The 14,843-nt window shown below is 72.1% G+C and carries 14 protein-coding genes; 4 read left to right on the plus strand and 10 right to left on the minus strand.

Annotated elements, in window-relative coordinates; translation table 11 throughout:
- Positions 1-4: 4 nt before the first annotated feature.
- The 3 genes from HFP15_RS31825 to HFP15_RS31835 form a co-directional block, all read right to left on the minus strand.
- Positions 5-3,250 (minus strand): ATP-dependent helicase, encoded by a 3,246-nt coding sequence (locus HFP15_RS31825; protein WP_168520549.1) that lies wholly within the window; start codon positions 3,248-3,250, stop codon positions 5-7.
- Positions 3,251-3,261: 11 nt separating this feature from the next.
- Positions 3,262-6,417 (minus strand): ATP-dependent helicase, encoded by a 3,156-nt coding sequence (locus HFP15_RS31830; protein WP_312871857.1) that lies wholly within the window; start codon positions 6,415-6,417, stop codon positions 3,262-3,264.
- 91 nt (positions 6,418-6,508) lie between these two features.
- A complete protein-coding gene (locus HFP15_RS31835) occupies positions 6,509-6,865 on the minus strand; it encodes a VOC family protein (RefSeq protein ID WP_168520495.1) in 357 nt (118 codons plus the stop codon).
- A 22-nt stretch (positions 6,866-6,887) separates the two neighbouring features.
- Between HFP15_RS31835 and HFP15_RS31840 the strand changes: the two genes are divergently transcribed.
- Together HFP15_RS31840 and HFP15_RS31845 are read left to right on the plus strand one after the other, a co-directional pair.
- Positions 6,888-7,181 carry an MGMT family protein gene (locus tag HFP15_RS31840; RefSeq protein ID WP_168520496.1) on the plus strand — a complete coding sequence of 98 codons (294 nt, stop codon included), beginning with the start codon at positions 6,888-6,890 and terminating at the stop codon, positions 7,179-7,181.
- 47 nt (positions 7,182-7,228) lie between these two features.
- Entirely contained in the window at positions 7,229-8,056 is an 828-nt protein-coding gene (locus tag HFP15_RS31845) for a siderophore-interacting protein (protein ID WP_168520497.1), read from the plus strand.
- Here the strand turns inward: HFP15_RS31845 and HFP15_RS31850 are convergent.
- Together HFP15_RS31850 and HFP15_RS31855 are read right to left on the minus strand one after the other, a co-directional pair.
- A complete protein-coding gene (locus HFP15_RS31850; RefSeq protein ID WP_168520498.1) occupies positions 8,025-8,831 on the minus strand; it encodes a uroporphyrinogen-III synthase in 807 nt (268 codons plus the stop codon). The two genes, HFP15_RS31845 and HFP15_RS31850, sit on opposite strands and share 32 nt — an antisense overlap.
- Positions 8,824-9,792 carry a helix-turn-helix transcriptional regulator gene (locus HFP15_RS31855; RefSeq protein WP_168520499.1) on the minus strand — a complete coding sequence of 323 codons (969 nt, stop codon included), beginning with the start codon at positions 9,790-9,792 and terminating at the stop codon, positions 8,824-8,826. The genes HFP15_RS31850 and HFP15_RS31855 overlap by 8 nt, the downstream gene beginning before the upstream one ends.
- Positions 9,793-9,855: 63 nt before the next feature.
- On the opposite strand from HFP15_RS31855, the gene HFP15_RS31860 reads away from it, so the two are divergent.
- Positions 9,856-10,239: a DUF3224 domain-containing protein gene (locus tag HFP15_RS31860; RefSeq protein WP_168520500.1), complete on the plus strand. Its 384-nt coding sequence runs from the start codon at positions 9,856-9,858 to the stop codon at positions 10,237-10,239.
- A 79-nt stretch (positions 10,240-10,318) separates the two neighbouring features.
- Positions 10,319-11,428 (plus strand): DNA glycosylase AlkZ-like family protein, encoded by a 1,110-nt coding sequence (locus tag HFP15_RS31865; RefSeq protein WP_210718142.1) that lies wholly within the window; start codon positions 10,319-10,321, stop codon positions 11,426-11,428.
- Between the two features lie 28 nt (positions 11,429-11,456).
- Here the strand turns inward: HFP15_RS31865 and HFP15_RS31870 are convergent, their stop codons facing one another.
- The 5 genes from HFP15_RS31870 to nirD form a co-directional block, all read right to left on the minus strand.
- Positions 11,457-12,107 carry a hypothetical protein gene (locus HFP15_RS31870; RefSeq protein ID WP_168520501.1) on the minus strand — a complete coding sequence of 217 codons (651 nt, stop codon included), beginning with the start codon at positions 12,105-12,107 and terminating at the stop codon, positions 11,457-11,459.
- Positions 12,108-12,118: 11 nt separating this feature from the next.
- The gene (locus tag HFP15_RS31875; protein WP_168520502.1) at positions 12,119-12,616 is read right to left on the minus strand and encodes a hypothetical protein; all 498 of its coding nucleotides are present in this window, start codon (positions 12,614-12,616) and stop codon (positions 12,119-12,121) included.
- Positions 12,617-12,721: 105 nt separating this feature from the next.
- Positions 12,722-13,399, minus strand: a complete 678-nt coding sequence (locus tag HFP15_RS31880; protein ID WP_168520503.1) for a sirohydrochlorin chelatase — start codon at positions 13,397-13,399, stop codon at positions 12,722-12,724.
- Positions 13,396-14,508, minus strand: a complete 1,113-nt coding sequence (locus HFP15_RS31885) for a uroporphyrinogen-III synthase (protein WP_168520504.1) — start codon at positions 14,506-14,508, stop codon at positions 13,396-13,398. The genes HFP15_RS31880 and HFP15_RS31885 overlap by 4 nt, the downstream gene beginning before the upstream one ends.
- On the minus strand, positions 14,505-14,843 hold the full coding sequence (gene nirD / locus HFP15_RS31890) for a nitrite reductase small subunit NirD (protein WP_168520551.1): 339 nt from the start codon (positions 14,841-14,843) through the stop codon (positions 14,505-14,507). The genes HFP15_RS31885 and nirD overlap by 4 nt, the downstream gene beginning before the upstream one ends.

Below are 14,843 nucleotides of genomic sequence, written 5' to 3' on the forward strand. Positions count from 1 at the left end.
GGGGTCAGGGGGTGGGTAGGTTGCGGAGGAGGTCGCGTAGGCCGTTGATGTCCAGCAGGTCCACCGGTCGCAGGGTGTGGTCGTCGCGCACGTAGTGGAACGCCGCCCGCACCTTCTCCAGCGGGGTGCCCGACAGCGCGGCCCAGGCCAGCCGATACGCCGCGAGCTGCACCGCCAGCGGGCGCAGTTTGCCCGGCTCCGGCACGACGCCGGTCTTCCAGTCGACCACCGTCCAGCCGCCGTCGGCATCGGCGAACACCGCGTCCATCCGGCCCCGCACCACCACGCCGTCGACTTCCGTCGAGAACGGCACTTCGACCTCGTGCGGCTGGCGCCGGCCCCAGTCGCTGGCCTCGAACGCGGCCCGCAGTTCGTCGAGCACGTCGTCGCTCGCCGCGTCCATGTCGGCGGCGCCGGGCAGGTCGTCGATCTCCAGCAGCCGCTCCCCGGCGAAGCGGCGTTCGAGCCAGCCGTGGAACGCGGTGCCGCGCCGGGCGAACGTGTTGGGCGGGATGGGCAGCGGGCGCCGCAGGCGCCGGGCGAGCCCCGCCGGATCGGCCGCCAGCTCGACCAGCTGGCTCACCGACAGATGCCCGGGCAGGCTGACTTCCTCGGCGTTGCCCGCGGCCGCGGCGCGTTCGGCGAGCAGCACGTCGGTGTCGGCGATCCAGCCGTCCGGATCGTCCTCCTCGTCGCCGAAATCCCCGGATTCCAGTACGGACAGCACCATCTCGGCGCCCTCGGTGACCGCGGTGCGCCGCGAGCCGAGCGGGTCGGCCGGCCATCGCGCCTTGCGCGACTCGGTGACCAGCGGGTTTTCCTCGTCCGCCGGCGGTTCCTCCGCCCACGCCGAAATCCGGCCGATGCCCTCGCCGACGAGCGCCGCGGTTTCGGTGAGGAAGTCCGACGGCCCCTTCGGGCGGGCGCTCGTCTCGTTCCACCAGTGCCCCGAGACCAGCAGCGCCCGCTCGGAGCGGGTCAGCGCCACGTACGCCAGCCGGCGTTCCTCCTCCGCCTCCCGCTCGGCGAAGCTCTCCTCGTGCTCTTCGAGGCCCTCCTGGATCTCCTTGCGGTCCATGCCCTCGGACACCCGCAGCTTCGGCAGGTCCTGCGCGTCTCCGCGCAGCGCGGCGGGCAGGGAGGTGACGGTGCGCAGCCACGACGAGGACCGGCGCCGGTTCGGGAACACCTCGTTGACCAGGTGCGGCACGGCCACGACCTGCCACTCCAGACCCTTCGCCGAATGCACGGTGAGCACCTGCACGCGGTCCGGCAGCACCTCGACCTCGCCGGGCGTCAGCCCGTCCTCGGCATGCGCCGCGGTGGCCAGGTAGTCCACAAAGGACATCAGGGTGGCATCCGGTGCGGTCTCGGCGAAATCGGCCACCACGTCGGCGAAGGCGTCCAGGTGCGCCCGCCCGGCGCCGCCCGGCCTGGCGAGGGATTCGACGTCGAGCAGCATCGTCCGTTCCACGTCGGCGACCAGTTCCGGCAGCGACTGGTCGAGCCTGCGCCGAAGAGCGGACAGCTCGCCGGCGAGACGGCGGATGCGCTCGTAGCCCGGTTCCGAGTACCGCGCGGGATTGCCCGGATCGTCCAGCGCGTCGACCAGCCCGGTCTGTTCCGCGCGCTCGGCGAAGATCTCGTCCTCTTTGGACTCCGGTGCCGCGATCTCGTTGGCACGCTTCCACAACGCCGCGAGGTCGGCGGCCGCGATCCGCCACCGCGCACCGGTGAGCAGGCGGGCCGCCGCGGTGCCCGCGAGCGGATCGGCCAGCACGCGCAGGGTCGCCACGAGGTCGGCCACCTCGGGTTCGTCCAACAGCCCGCCGAGGCCGACGACCTCGACCGGAAGCCCGCGCGCCCGCAGTTCGGCGGCGATCGGCGCCATATCCGCGCGGCGGCGCACGAGTACCGCGGCGGTCGGCGGGGTACCGGTGTTTTCCTGCACCTCGAACCATCGCCGCGCCATCGCATCGGCCACCCACGCGCGTTCGCGGCGGACGTCGGGCAGCAGGGCGCATTCGATGTCGGCCGGGCCCGCGCCGTCGCGCGCGCGGAGCCGTTCCACGCCGAGTCCCCTTGCGCGCAAGGGTTCGGAGATCCCGTTGGCGAGAGTGAGCACCTCGGGCGGATTGCGGAAGCTGGTGAGCAGCCCGTACTCGCGCGCCGGAAGCAGCTTTCCGTTGTCACCACGGGGAAAGTCGGTGGTGAACCGGGGCAGGTTCGCCGCGCTCGCGCCACGCCAGCCGTAGATCGCCTGCGCCGGGTCACCGACCGCGGTGACCGGCAGCGGCGGGTTCTCGACGCCACCGAACAGCGAGCGGAGCAGGATCCGCTGGGCGTGCCCGGTGTCCTGGTACTCGTCGAGCAGGACCGCGCCGTACCGGTCTCGCTCGCCTGCCGCGACCTCGGGATGCGTGGTGGCCAGCTGGGCCGCGAGCGACATCTGGTCGGCGAAGTCGAGCGCGCCGTCCCCGCGTTTGCGGCGGTGGTAGGCCTCGATGAGCGGGATGAGCGCGAGCCGGAAACGTTGCGCCTCCGCGATTTCCTGCAATGCCTTCGGCAGCGCGGCCCGCTGGCCCTTGGCGCGCGGTGCGCTTTCGATGAGCTCGCACAGCCAGCGGCTGTAGGCCGCCAGCTGATCCTCCGAGACGAGGTGCTCGCCCAGTTCCCCGGCGAGCGCGAGCACCTGCGCGGTGACCGACGCGGGCACCCGATCGGTGTCCAGGTCATCGTCCCAAGTGGACACCACGCGGTGCGCGAGCTGCCACGACGAGGTCTCCGACAGCAGGCGCACACCGGGCTGCACGGGCAGGCGCAGACCGTGCTCGGCGAGCAGGCGCCCGGCGTAGGCGTGGTAGGTGAGCACCGTGGGCTCGCCGGCGAGCACGGCGGCGCGACGGCCACCGCCGGGATCGAGCCGGTCGAGCAGCCCGGAACCGGCCAGCCGCCGCAGCCGGGCACGGACGCGTTCGGCGAGCTGGCGAGCCGCCTTACGGGTGAAGGTGAGCCCGAGGACGCGTTCGGGCGTGACGAAACCGTTGGCCACCAGCCAGACCACGCGGGCGGCCATCGTCTCGGTCTTGCCCGCACCGGCACCGGCGACGACGAGCGCGGGTTCGGTCGGCGCCGCGATCACGGCGGCCTGCTCGGGCGTGGGCGGGTACAGCCCCAGCGCCTCGGCGACGTCGGCCGGGCCGGCGTGTGCGGCCCGCACCGGCTCGGGCGCCTCGTCGAACAGCGACATCTGCGCCTGGCTCATCCGCCGGTCACCTGCCTGCCTTCGGGGCGCAGCGGGCACGACCCGCGTGCCGGGCAGCGATCACAGTCGGTGTTCTCGTTGGCCTGGTACTCGGGGCCGGTCGCGGACTCGGCGACCTGCCGCACGAGATCGAGCCAGCGCTTGCCGCTGTCGTCGTCCAGCGGCGGTTGCGCGCGCTGCGTGGCACCGGTCTTGTTGTGCGACTTCGCCAGGTACACCAGCTTCGCCCCGCCCGGCCGCTTGTCCTTGCCGAACGCGCCGAGCAGCACCGACAGCTGGTAGGCCGCCAGCTGCGGATGCAGTTCGGCGTCGTTCGCGGTGACCGGTGTCTTGCCCGTCTTGAGGTCCACGATCACCGGCCGGCCCTCCTTGTCGGACTCCAGCCGGTCCACCCGCCCGCGCAGCCGCACGAGCATGCCGTCCTCACCCAGCGGCAGCTCGACCTCAATGTCCTGCTCCACGCCGAGCTGGGTCAGCTCGTCCCGCGAATTCGCAAGCCACGAAAGGAAGTTCCGCACCATCTGCTCGACACGGGTGCGCTCCCGACGCGAGAACCACGGCGCCCCGGCGTCCACCTTCGCCCACGCCTCGTCGAGCGCCTGGCGCAGTCCCTGATCGTCCAGGCCGCTCGCGGCGGCCTGCGCGAGACCGTGCACGAGCGTGCCGGTGATCGCCGCGAGCTGTGCGGGATCGCTGCCGCCGTGCCGCTCGATCAGCCAGCGCAGCGGGCACTTCGCCAGCGTGTCCACAGTGGACGGCGAGATGCGGACGACGTCGTCTGCCCCGTACAACGGGTCCGCGGTGGAGGGTTCGACGACGCCGTACCACGAGTCCGGATGCGCGCCCGGCACGTCGGCCTCGGCCAGCCGCGCCAGCTGCCGCGCCGCTCGCTGCCGCCGCTCGGGGCTGGTACGCGGATCGCAGACCGCGTTGCGCAGTTCGCCGACCAGTTCGGCCAGCACCAGGGAGCGGCCGGGCGGCTTCATCCGCGAGTCGACGCCGGACTCGTCGGCGCTGTTGGCCTCCAGATCGTCCACGAACCGCGACGGTTGCTCGTCCTCCCCCGCGACCGCGCTGACCAGCAGCGTGTGCCGCGCCCGGCCGGCGGCGACGTAGAACAGGCGGCGTTCCTCGGCGAGGATCGGCGCCGTGGCCGACACCGCGTCACCGTCCACACCGGACAGAAGATCGACCAGGCGCTCCACCCCGAGCAGCGAACCCCGCAACCGCAGGTCCGGCCAGCTGCCCTCCTGCACGCTCGCGACGGCCACGACCGTCCACTCGCGACCGGCGGCGCCGTGCGCGGTTAGCATCGACACGCCCTCACCCCGCACCGCCACCGGCGCCAGGCTGTCGCCCGCGATGTGCTGCGAGGTCAGGTAGTCCGCGAACGCCGCCACACTCGCCCTCGGCAACCTGTCGACATATCGACCGGCGGCGTGGAACAGCGCGACGACGGCGTCCAGATCGCGATCGGCCTGCGACCCGAGCGTGCCGCCGCGCGCGGACAGCCGCACCAGCCGCTGCTGCAGACCCGCGCCCTGCCACAGTTCCCACAGCACCTGCTCGACGGGCGCACCACGGCGGATCGCGGCCGCCGTGGTCTCGATCAGCGCGGCGACGCGCCGGATCGGAGCGGCTTCGGAGTCCGGTAGACCGGCCAGTTTGTCGTTGTCTCGCAACACTTCCAGCAAGAGCTCGTCGCTGGAGCGTTCGCCACCGGCGGCGAGTTCGAGCCTGCGCAGGCCCCGGCGCATCCGGCGCAACGCGAGCGGATCGGCGCCACCGAGCGGGGAGGACAGCAGCATCTCCGCGATCTCGACGTCGAGCACGCCGGGATCCGCGGCGATGCGCAGAATCGCCAGCAGCGGCCGCACCACCGGCTGCCGGGCCAGTGGCAGTTCTTCGGCCGCCGACGCGATCGGCACCCCGGCCGCACGCAAGGCCCGTTGCAGCACGGGAAAAGACCGGCTCGGCGAGCGGACGAGCACCGCCATCTCCGACCACGGCACCCCGTCCATCAGATGCGCCCGGCGAAGCTGGTCGGCGATCCAGCCGGCCTCGGCCGACGGCGTCGGCATCAGCCGCACCTTGACCGCGCCCGCATCGGCGTCGGGCCGCGGCGTGAGCGTGCGGTGCCGGCCCGAGCCCGACAGTGTGCCCGCGAGCCGGGCGACCGCCGAGCGCACTTCCAGGCCCATCCGATGTGTCCTGGTCAGGCTGATCGTGCGCTCGCCGCCGGGGTCGGCGTCGGCGAGCAGGGCTGGATCGGCGCCGCGGAAGGAGAACACGGCCTGGTCGGGATCACCGGCCAGCACGAAGTCCTCCGCGGCCGACCCCAGCAGCGACAACAGCCGCCACTGGAGATGATCGAGGTGCTGGGCGTCGTCGACGAACACGTGCCGGATCCGTGCCTGCTCGCGCGTGAGCAGGTCCGGATCGCCCTCCATTTCGACCAGTGCGCTCGCGACGAGTTCGGCCGCGTCCAGCGCCGGTGAACCGGGCATGCCCAGCGCGTGCCCTCCGGCGCCCTGCAGGACCGTGACCTCCTCGTACTGGCGCCAGAACGTGCCGGCCGCGACCCACTGGGGACGGTCGGTGGTGCGGCCGAGTTTGACCAGATCGTCCGGCCCGAGCCCGCGTTCGGCGGCGCGCAGCAACAGGTCGCGCAACTCCTCGGCGAAACCGGGCACGGCCAGCGCGGGCCGCAGCGGCTCGGGCCAGTACTCGGCGCCGGTTTCCAGGTCGCCCGCGAGCAGGTCGCGCACCACGACGTCCTGTTCCGGACTGGACAGCAGCCGGGGCGGCGGCAGGCCCTGCGCGTTGGCCTGCAGGCGAAGCAGCGCGAACGCGTAGGAGTGCACGGTGCGCACGATCGGCTCGCGGATGGTGCGCCCGTCGGCGCCGGAGGTGGCGCGGCGCGTGATGTCCGCTCGCAACGCGTCGGCCGCGCGGCGGGACGTGGTGAGGACGAGAACCCGCTCGGGATCGGCACCCGAGTCGACGCGGTGGGCCGCGGCGGCGGCCAGCAGGGACGTCTTGCCGGTGCCGGGTCCACCGAGGACACGCACGAACCCGGAGGGACGCTCGATCACGGAGCGTGCGGCGGCCTCCCAGTGCTGCTCGCGCGGCGGCTCGACGGGTCGGCGCACCAGTCGCGCTCCCGTTCGCCTTCCCGCTCCGCGTCCGCTCACATCTGCGATGGAATCATGCCCCTACGACGAAACCGTGAACCGCCACGGATCAGGCGGGCAAGTCGGTCGCCTTAGGATGCCGGGGCTCGTAGAGGCCGAGGGTGCCGCCGCCGGGGATCCGCAGTTCGGTGAGGCGGCCCCAGCGGGCCTCGGCGATCCCGCCGGTGAACTCGACGCCCTTCGCGGTCAGTTCGGCGACGGTGGCGTCGATGTCGTCGCACATCAGGTACAGCTCGTGCCGGCCAGGACCGTCGGCGGGGTGGGCGGCGATCTCGGCGGGCGGGAGCTTGAAGATCAGCCAGCCACCGCCGGCGTCGACGTGCGGGAAGTCCAGCACGTCACGGAAGAACGCACGGGCACGCTCGGGGTCCTGCGCGTAGACGATCGCGTGTGTTCCGGTAATCATCGCCCCACCCTAGAGTTGCGGTGTGGACGAGGAGCTGCACGAACGGGTGCGCGAAGTGGTGGCGACCGTGCCCGCCGGGAAGGTCGCGACCTACGGCGACATCGCGGTGATCGCGGGTGCGTCGACGCCACGCCTGGTCGGCCGCATCCTGTCCGAGGACGGCGCGGATCTGCCGTGGCACCGGATCCTGCGCGCCAACGGCACCCCCGCGCCGCACCTGGTACACCGGCAACTGGAGCTGCTGCGCGCGGAAGGCGTGCTCGCCGACGGGCAGCGGATCAACCTGCGCACCTACCGCTGGAACGGCAAGGCGTAGCCCACGGTCCCTGGCCCCACCCAGCGACTTAGGTTAGGCTTGCCTGCGTGAAGTACAGACTGGCGCGAGTCAACCGGGTCCGGCAGGTGACACCACACATGATGCGGGTGAGCCTCGCCGGCGAAGACCTCCGCAAGGTCGACGTGGAAGCGCCCGACGCGTACGTCAAGCTGTTCTTCCCGCGCGAGGGCGAGCAGCGGCCGGTGCTGCCGCCGCTGCTGACCGACGACGTCACGTCCTGGTACCGCACCTATCTGCAGATGCCCGACGACATCCGGCCCCCGATGCGCACCTACACGATCCGCGCGCACCGGGGCGACGAGGTGGACATCGACTTCGTCTTGCACGGCGACACCGGGCCCGCCGGCAAGTGGGCCTGCCGCGCCAAGCCCGGCGACCACGTGGCCTTCGTCGGCCCCGCGGGACTGCACTCGCCGCCCGAGGACACCGACTGGCAGCTGCTCGTCGGCGACGAGACGGCCCTGCCCGCGATCGGCGCGATCGTCGAAGGCCTGCCGCGCGGCGCGCTCGCGCACGTCTACGTCGAGATCGACGGACCCGCGGAGGAACAGCGGCTGACGACGGCCGGCGACGTGCGGATCACCTGGGTTCATCGCACCGGCGGCCACGGCACGGCGCTGCTGGACACCGTGAGCGCGGCCGTGTTCCCCGGCGGCAAGCCTTACGCCTGGATCTCCGGCGAGTCCGGACTGGTCAAGCACGTCCGCAGGCACCTCGTGCGCGACCGCGGCTTCGACAAGCGCGCGATCACGTTCACCGGTTACTGGCGGCTCGGCGTGAACCAGGAGGACGACAGCCGCGAAAGCCTGCGGCAGTACGACCTCACGCGCCGAGCTCAGCCACAAGGAGCTTGACCAGCGCGCCCAGCCGCTGTCGTTCCGGCTGCAGCGTTGGCACCCCGGCCGCGGTGAGGGGTCCGGCGGTGACCGGCCCGACGCACGCGCACACCACATCGCCCTTGAGCGCGCCCAGCAGCTCGTCGTAGGCACCGCGCTCCCGCGCGAGGCTCAGCAGGTTCGCCGACGCCGGCGCGCTGGTGAACGCCACGGCCCGCACCTTGCGCTCGATCACGCCGTCGACCAGTTCGTTGGCCGGGGCCAGGTCGGCGGGCCACTCCCATCGGTACGGCTGCACCTCGACCAGCCGCGCGTCCGCATCGGCCAGCGCGCTGGTGAACTCGGTGAGCGGAGAACCGTGCAGCTGCACCGCGACCCGTTTTCCGGCGACACCGCTTTCGAGCAGATGCCGGAAGAGCTGGCGGTTGCTTTCCTCCGGGGCGGACCAGTACTCGGTCAGACCGCTGCCGCGCACCGCGCCCTTGCCTTTCGGGCCGCGGGTGAAAATGCGCGCCCGGCTCAGGACTTCGAGCAGCCGATCGGACAGCCCCCAGCCCTCGGCCGCCTCGAGCCAGCCGCGGAAACCGGCGCCGGTCGTGACCGCGAGCGCGTCGATGCCCTCGGCGAGCACGTTCTCCGTCGCCGCACGCAGCATCGTGTCGTCCGGCAACGGCACGATGTGGATCAACGGCGCGTGCCGCACCACGGCTCCGTTACGTTCCAGCGCGCCGATGAACTCCTCGGCCCGCCGTTCCGCGGTCACGGCGATGGTGACGCCTGTGAGATCACCCATAGCGCGCCCCCATCCTCGTTATGGCCGCGGCCACTCGCTCGCGCAGTTCGGCGGGCTCCAGCACCTGCAGCTCCGGCCCGAACCGGAGCAGCTCGCCCAGCGCCGGAGCACCGGGCTCCACCGGCAACTCCACTCGAAACCACCCGTCCTCGTCAGGTCCCGCACAGGAGTCCCGTAGCGCGCGTGCGCCGACCGCTCCCAGGTAGAACGGTACGAGATCCCGGCCCTGCGCGGAAAGCCGGACGACCGCGACAGTGGGATACATCCGCCTCTCGAACTGTTGCGACCATTCTCGCCAGTAGTCGGCGAGGTCGAAATCAGCCGGCCGCTCGAACGTTTCGTCCAGTTCCTCGAGTTCGAGAACTCGCGATACCCGGTATGTTCGATTGGCTCCCGCACAATGCGCCGCAACATACCAGTTCCCGGCCTTCAATATCAGTCCGAGCGGTTCCAGCACGCGTTCCACCTCGCTGGCGTCCCAGCGCCGGTAACGCGTTCTTATCCGGCGGTTTTCCCAGACGGAACGCGCGAGTACGGCCAGGTGCGGCAGGCTTTCCACGCCGCGGAACCAGCCTGGAACGTCCACATGGAACCGCTCGGCGATGCGGCTCGCGCGGCCGCGCAGATCCTCGGGCAGCGCCGCGTAAAGCTTGAGTTGCGCGTCCGCGAGGACCGTGCCGAGCCCGAGTTCGGCAGCGGCGACCGGCAGCCCGGCCAGCGAGAGCGACTGGGCCTCCGTCTCGGTGAGCCCGGTCAGCCGGGTGCGGTAGCCCTCGACGAGCCGGTACCCGCCCGCGCGGCCGCGCTCGGCGTAGACGGGCACGCCGGCTGCCGAGAGCGCCTCGACGTCGCGGTACACCGTGCGCACCGACACCTCGAGCTCGTCGGCCAGTTCCTCGGCCGTCATCCGCCCCCGGTTCTGCAGCAGCAACAGCACCGAGAGCAACCTGCTCGCCCGCATGACTTCCATTCTCGTCCGGAAAAGCTGACACTACCTGACAGGTATGGAGGGGAAGGTGTGCTCATGGGCAACACATTCACCATGAAGACCTGGGACGAGCAGGTTGTCGCCGGCGAAGAGGACGGGCCGCGGTACGCGCACGCGCACTGCACCTTCGACTACAGCGGAGTCATCGAGGGCAGCTCGACCTGCGATTACCTGCTGTACTACGCGGCGGAGGGCACCGACGAGAAGGCGCCGGGCTTCGAGCGGATCGAAGGCACCGTCGAGGGCCGCAAGGGCAGCTTCGTGATCCGGCACGCCGTCGGCTACGGGGCCACCGGCGTGCGCGGCACGTTCACCGTGGTTCCCGGCTCGGGCACCGGCGAGCTGGCCGGGATTTCCGGCGCCGGAACCATCTCGGGGGCGAGCGAGGTGATGGACTACACGTTTGAATATTCGTTGTAGGACCACACGCAGCCGACGCCACGCAGGAGCGGCGGCGAGGAGGACCGAGGGGGTACGGGTGTCCCGGGCAAGCACTGAGATGCTGGACAGGGAACAGGTCCTCGCCTATCGGATCGCGGCGCAGGGTCTGCACCGGACCGAGTCGGACGCGGCGAAGCTCGCCGTGTTCGACCTCGGTGTGCAGAGCACGCAGCGGGACACCGCACTGGTCGCGCTCGCCGCCCGCTGTACCGACATCGACGAGTCCTTCGTGGACGACCCACGGTTCGTGCTCGCCTGGACGCATCGCGGTGCCCCGCACTTCCACCGTACCGGCGACCTGGCGGCGGTCACCCGTGCGTTGATCCCGTTGGACGAGACCGACGCGATGGCACGGATGCAGTGGCAGCGCAAACAGGTCGAGGCGGCGGGCATGAGCGCCACCGACGGCCTGTTCACGGCGGCGCGCGCGATCCGCGACGTGGTCGGCGAACCGATGACCAAGGGCGCGGTGAGCACCGCGGTCACGAAGATGATCCCGGCCGGGCTGTCGTACTGGTGCCGTGGCTGCCACGCCACCCACATCCTCGAACAGGTCATGCGGCTGGCCGCGATCCACGGCGGCGTCCGCCTGGAAGCGGGCGTCAACCCGGCGACGCTCGCGCCGATCGAGGGCCGCGGCCGGATGCGCACGAAACCCGATCCCGCGGCGGCGACCGCGGTGGTGTCGGCCTACCTGCGCCTGCATGGGCCCGCGCGCCCCGCCGAGGCCGCCGGTTTCGTCGGCACCACAACGAATCTCGCGAAGGCCATGTGGCCGGACGAGCTCGCGGAGATCTCCGTGGACGGCCGGAAACTGTCCCTGCCGAGCGCGGATCTGGCGCTGCTGGAGAACCCGCCGGAGCCGGACGTGGTGCGGTTGCTGCCGCCGTGGGACCCGTTCCTGCAGTCGCGGGACCGCGCGGTGCTGGTGCCGGACAAGGCGCGGCAGAAGGAAGTGTGGAAGATCATCGGCAACCCCGGCGCACTGCTCGCGGACGGGGAGATCGCGGGCGTCTGGCGCACGAAGGGCAGCGGCCGCAAGCGACTGGACTTCACGATCACGGTGTTCGACGCGCTCCCCGCCCCGGCGCGCAGGGCAGCCGAGGCGGAGGCCGAACGCGTCGCGAAGGTACGCGGTTTCGCCGATGTGCGGGTGAGCTGGGCCTGACGAGCGGTTCGCGGCAGCTGAGACGGGGCTACCAGCCGCCCGGCCCGCCGAAGCCGCCGAACATGTCGTGGTGATGGTGGTGACCGAAGCCCTCGAGCAGGGTGTCGATCAGCAGCGCACCGCCGATCCCGGCCGCGCCCGCCACGAGCGCGGTCTTCCACCACGGCGTGCTGTACCAGCCTGCGGGCACCTGCCGCCCGGCGACGACGCCGCCCGGGTAGTAGTACGGTGTCGCGTCGCCGGGCCGGGGCGAGGCCAGGTGTTCCTGACCGCCCACGAGCACGCGCTGCCGGGCGCCGATGCTCTCGGCCTGGCCGAGCGCGGGCACGTCCGGGCCGGGATCCATGCCGAGCGCGGTGCGCGCGGCCCGGATGTAGTGCAGGCCCTCGATCGCGGTCTGCGCCGCCAGCGAGAACTGCGCCGGGGTGCGGGCGCGGCTGCACTCCGCGCTCGCCGCCGTGTACCGCTCGGCCGCGTCGGCCAGCGCCTGTGTCGCGGCCGGATCGCCGCCGCCGTCGAGGTTGGTGACCCCGGCCCCGAGCCGGTCCACCCACCTCCGCGCCTCGGCCTCGGCGTCGCCGGTCTGGTAGGCACCGGAGGCGCCGCCGGAGCGCCTGCCGAACGCCGCGACCAGGCTTGCCACGATCGCGGCGAAAACGATGAGGACCAACAGACCCATCGAAGTTCTCCTCAGGTGGTGGACTGCTGCGAGGAGCCCGTGTCGCCCTGCTGCTGCATTCCGGGCGGGCCGCCCATGCCGCCGTCGGGGCCGTAGCCACCGAAGTCGTAGCCGCCGGCGCCGCCGGGCCCGAACTGGCCCGTGGTGGGCGTACTCGAGCTGGAGCCGGTGGAGTGTCCGATCACGAACCCGGCTGCCCCGCCGACGACGAGCGCGCAGGCGGCGAGGATCGCGGCGATACCGGCGGAGAGGTTGCGTGCGGGCTTCGCGGGCGGCGGTACCTGCTGGGCGGGCGGCACCTGCTGCGGCGGCGGCCCGAAGGTGGGCGGCTGCCCGGCACCGGCCGGTGGCGCGGGTGGGACGGACGGCGGCGCGGAGGGGGCTGCGGTTGCCGTCGTCGACGCCCCACCCTGCCCGGTCGGACCGTCACCGGCCGACCTGCTCTGCGGGGTGGGCAAGCTCTCGGTCTGTGCCTCGCGCGAATCGCGCTGCGCGGGATCGAAGGTCATCTCCGGCTCTCTCTGGAGTGTGCGTTGCTGACACGAACCACACTCGGCGCACCGGCTGGGTCGCCGATGTGCGCGAGCTACGAGAGAGCTGTGAGTGAAGGAGAGTTAAGCCGCGACGAGCTGCTGTGCCGAGTGGTAGCGGCGCAGCACGAGATCCACAACGCCGGGATGCACGCCCAGCGGTTCGGCGACCACGTCCGCGCCGGCGTCGTACAGCTTCCGCTGGAACAGGCCCGGCGCCAGCAGCCAGGAGGCGACCGCCACGCGGCGCCCCCGGCCACGGGCCGCGGCGACCGCGTCCGCGATGGACGGCTGTGCCGTGGCCGCGTAGCCCACGCGCACCGCGACGCCCAGCTGCTTCGACAACGCCTCCGCCGCCTGCCGGACCTCCGTCAGGGCGCGCGGGTCGCTCGAACCCGCCGCGGCCAGCACCACCGCGTCGCCCGGGCGGTAGCCCGCCCATTCCAGGCGATCCCGCATCACGTCGATCAGTTCGGGCGCCGGGCCGAAGGGAGCCGCCTGCACCACGTCGGCATGCCCGCTCGCCTGGATCTGCGCGGGAATGTCGGTGCGCACGTGGTATCCCGCCGCCAGGAAGGCCGGGACCACCACGGCCCGGTGCCCGCGCACCGAGTCCAGCACGGACGTCACGTCCGGCTGACGCACGTCCGCGTACGCGATACGCACCGGAAGGCGTCCCCCGGCCCGTACGCGGGCGGCCAGTTCCTCGATGATGCGCGGGCCCGCCGGATCCCGGGTGCCGTGTGCCGTCAGGACGATCATCGTTCCACCGCCAGCCGGTATCCGCGTTTGACGACGGTCTGCACGAGTTTCCCCTCACCCAGCGACGTGCGCAGCCTGCCGATCGCCGTCTCCACCGCGTGTTCTTCCCCGCCGCTGGGCAACGCGGCCGTCAGCTCGCGGCGCGAGACCACGCGACCCGGCTCCGCGGCGAGCGCGCGCAGCACCGCCATCGGAGCGGGCGCGACCTCGCACAGGTGGCCGTCCACAATGGCCGCCTGGCCGCGGAGCTCGATCTGGCGCCCTGCCGCGCGCAGCCGCGGCGAGCGTTCCACAAGGGATTGTGCGACCGTCCTGGCCAGCGCCCCGATCCGGGCCCGGTCGGGCTGCACCGTGGGAATGCCGAGCGCCGCGAGCGGTGCCGCGGTGATCGGGCCGACGCAGGCGACGAGCACCCGGTGGGTCAGCGCGTCCACAACGGACGCATGCCTGCCGGTACGTTTCGCCATCGCCAGCATGCTCGCCGCCGCCGGCGCGCTGGTGAACGGCAGCGCGTCGACCGAACCGTCGAGCACGGCGTCGATCAGCCGGTCCAGCGGGCCGGGGTCGGAGGGACCCACCCACCGGTAGACCGGGACCTCGATCACCTCCGCACCGGCCTCCCTGAGGGAGTCCACGAAGTAGGGCAACGGTTCGCCGTGCAGCTGCACCGCGATCCGTTGCCCGTCCACACCGGACTCCAGCAGGTGCTGCAGCAGTTCCGCGTTGCTCTCCGAGGCCGGCGAATAGCTTTCCGACAGCCCCGCGGCCCGGATGGCGCCACGCGCCTTCGGGCCGCGGGCCAGCAGGTCCGCCTTCTCCAGCCTGCCCAGCAGGTCCTCCCCGAGTCCCCATCCCTCGGCCGCCTCGATCCAGCCACGGAAACCGATGCCCGTGGTGGCCACCACGATGTCGACCGGCTCGTCGAGCAGGCCCGTGGTGGCGGCGTGCAGTTCGGTGTCGTCGGCCAGCGGCACGATCCGGATCGCCGGCCCGTACCGGACCGTGGCGCCCTTGCGCACCAGCAACGCACCGAGTTCGTCGGCGCGCCTGGCCGCCGTGATGCCCACCGCGAAACCGGCGAGCGGGAGGATACTCGGGGAATCGCTCATAGCGTGATGTACACCGTGCCGTCCGCCACCGACACCGGATAGGTCCGGATGACGACCGACTCGTCGTCCAGGCATTTGCCCGTACTCAGGTCGAAACGCTGCTTGAGCAACGGCGAGGTGACCATCGGCACGCCGTTCGCATCGCCGATGATGCCGCGGGAGAGCACCGCGGCGCGCGCGAACGGATCGATGTTGGAGATCGCGAAGAACTCGTCGTCGGTGGTACGGAAGATCGCCACCTGCCTGCCGTCGGGCAGCAGGGCCGCGACACCACGGCCCGGGATCAGGCGGCCGACCTCGCACACCGCCACGGTTTTGGTCTGCTCGTCAACCAT

The organism is Amycolatopsis acididurans (assembly GCF_012328925.1).
Taxonomy (GTDB): domain Bacteria; phylum Actinomycetota; class Actinomycetes; order Mycobacteriales; family Pseudonocardiaceae; genus Amycolatopsis_E; species Amycolatopsis_E acididurans.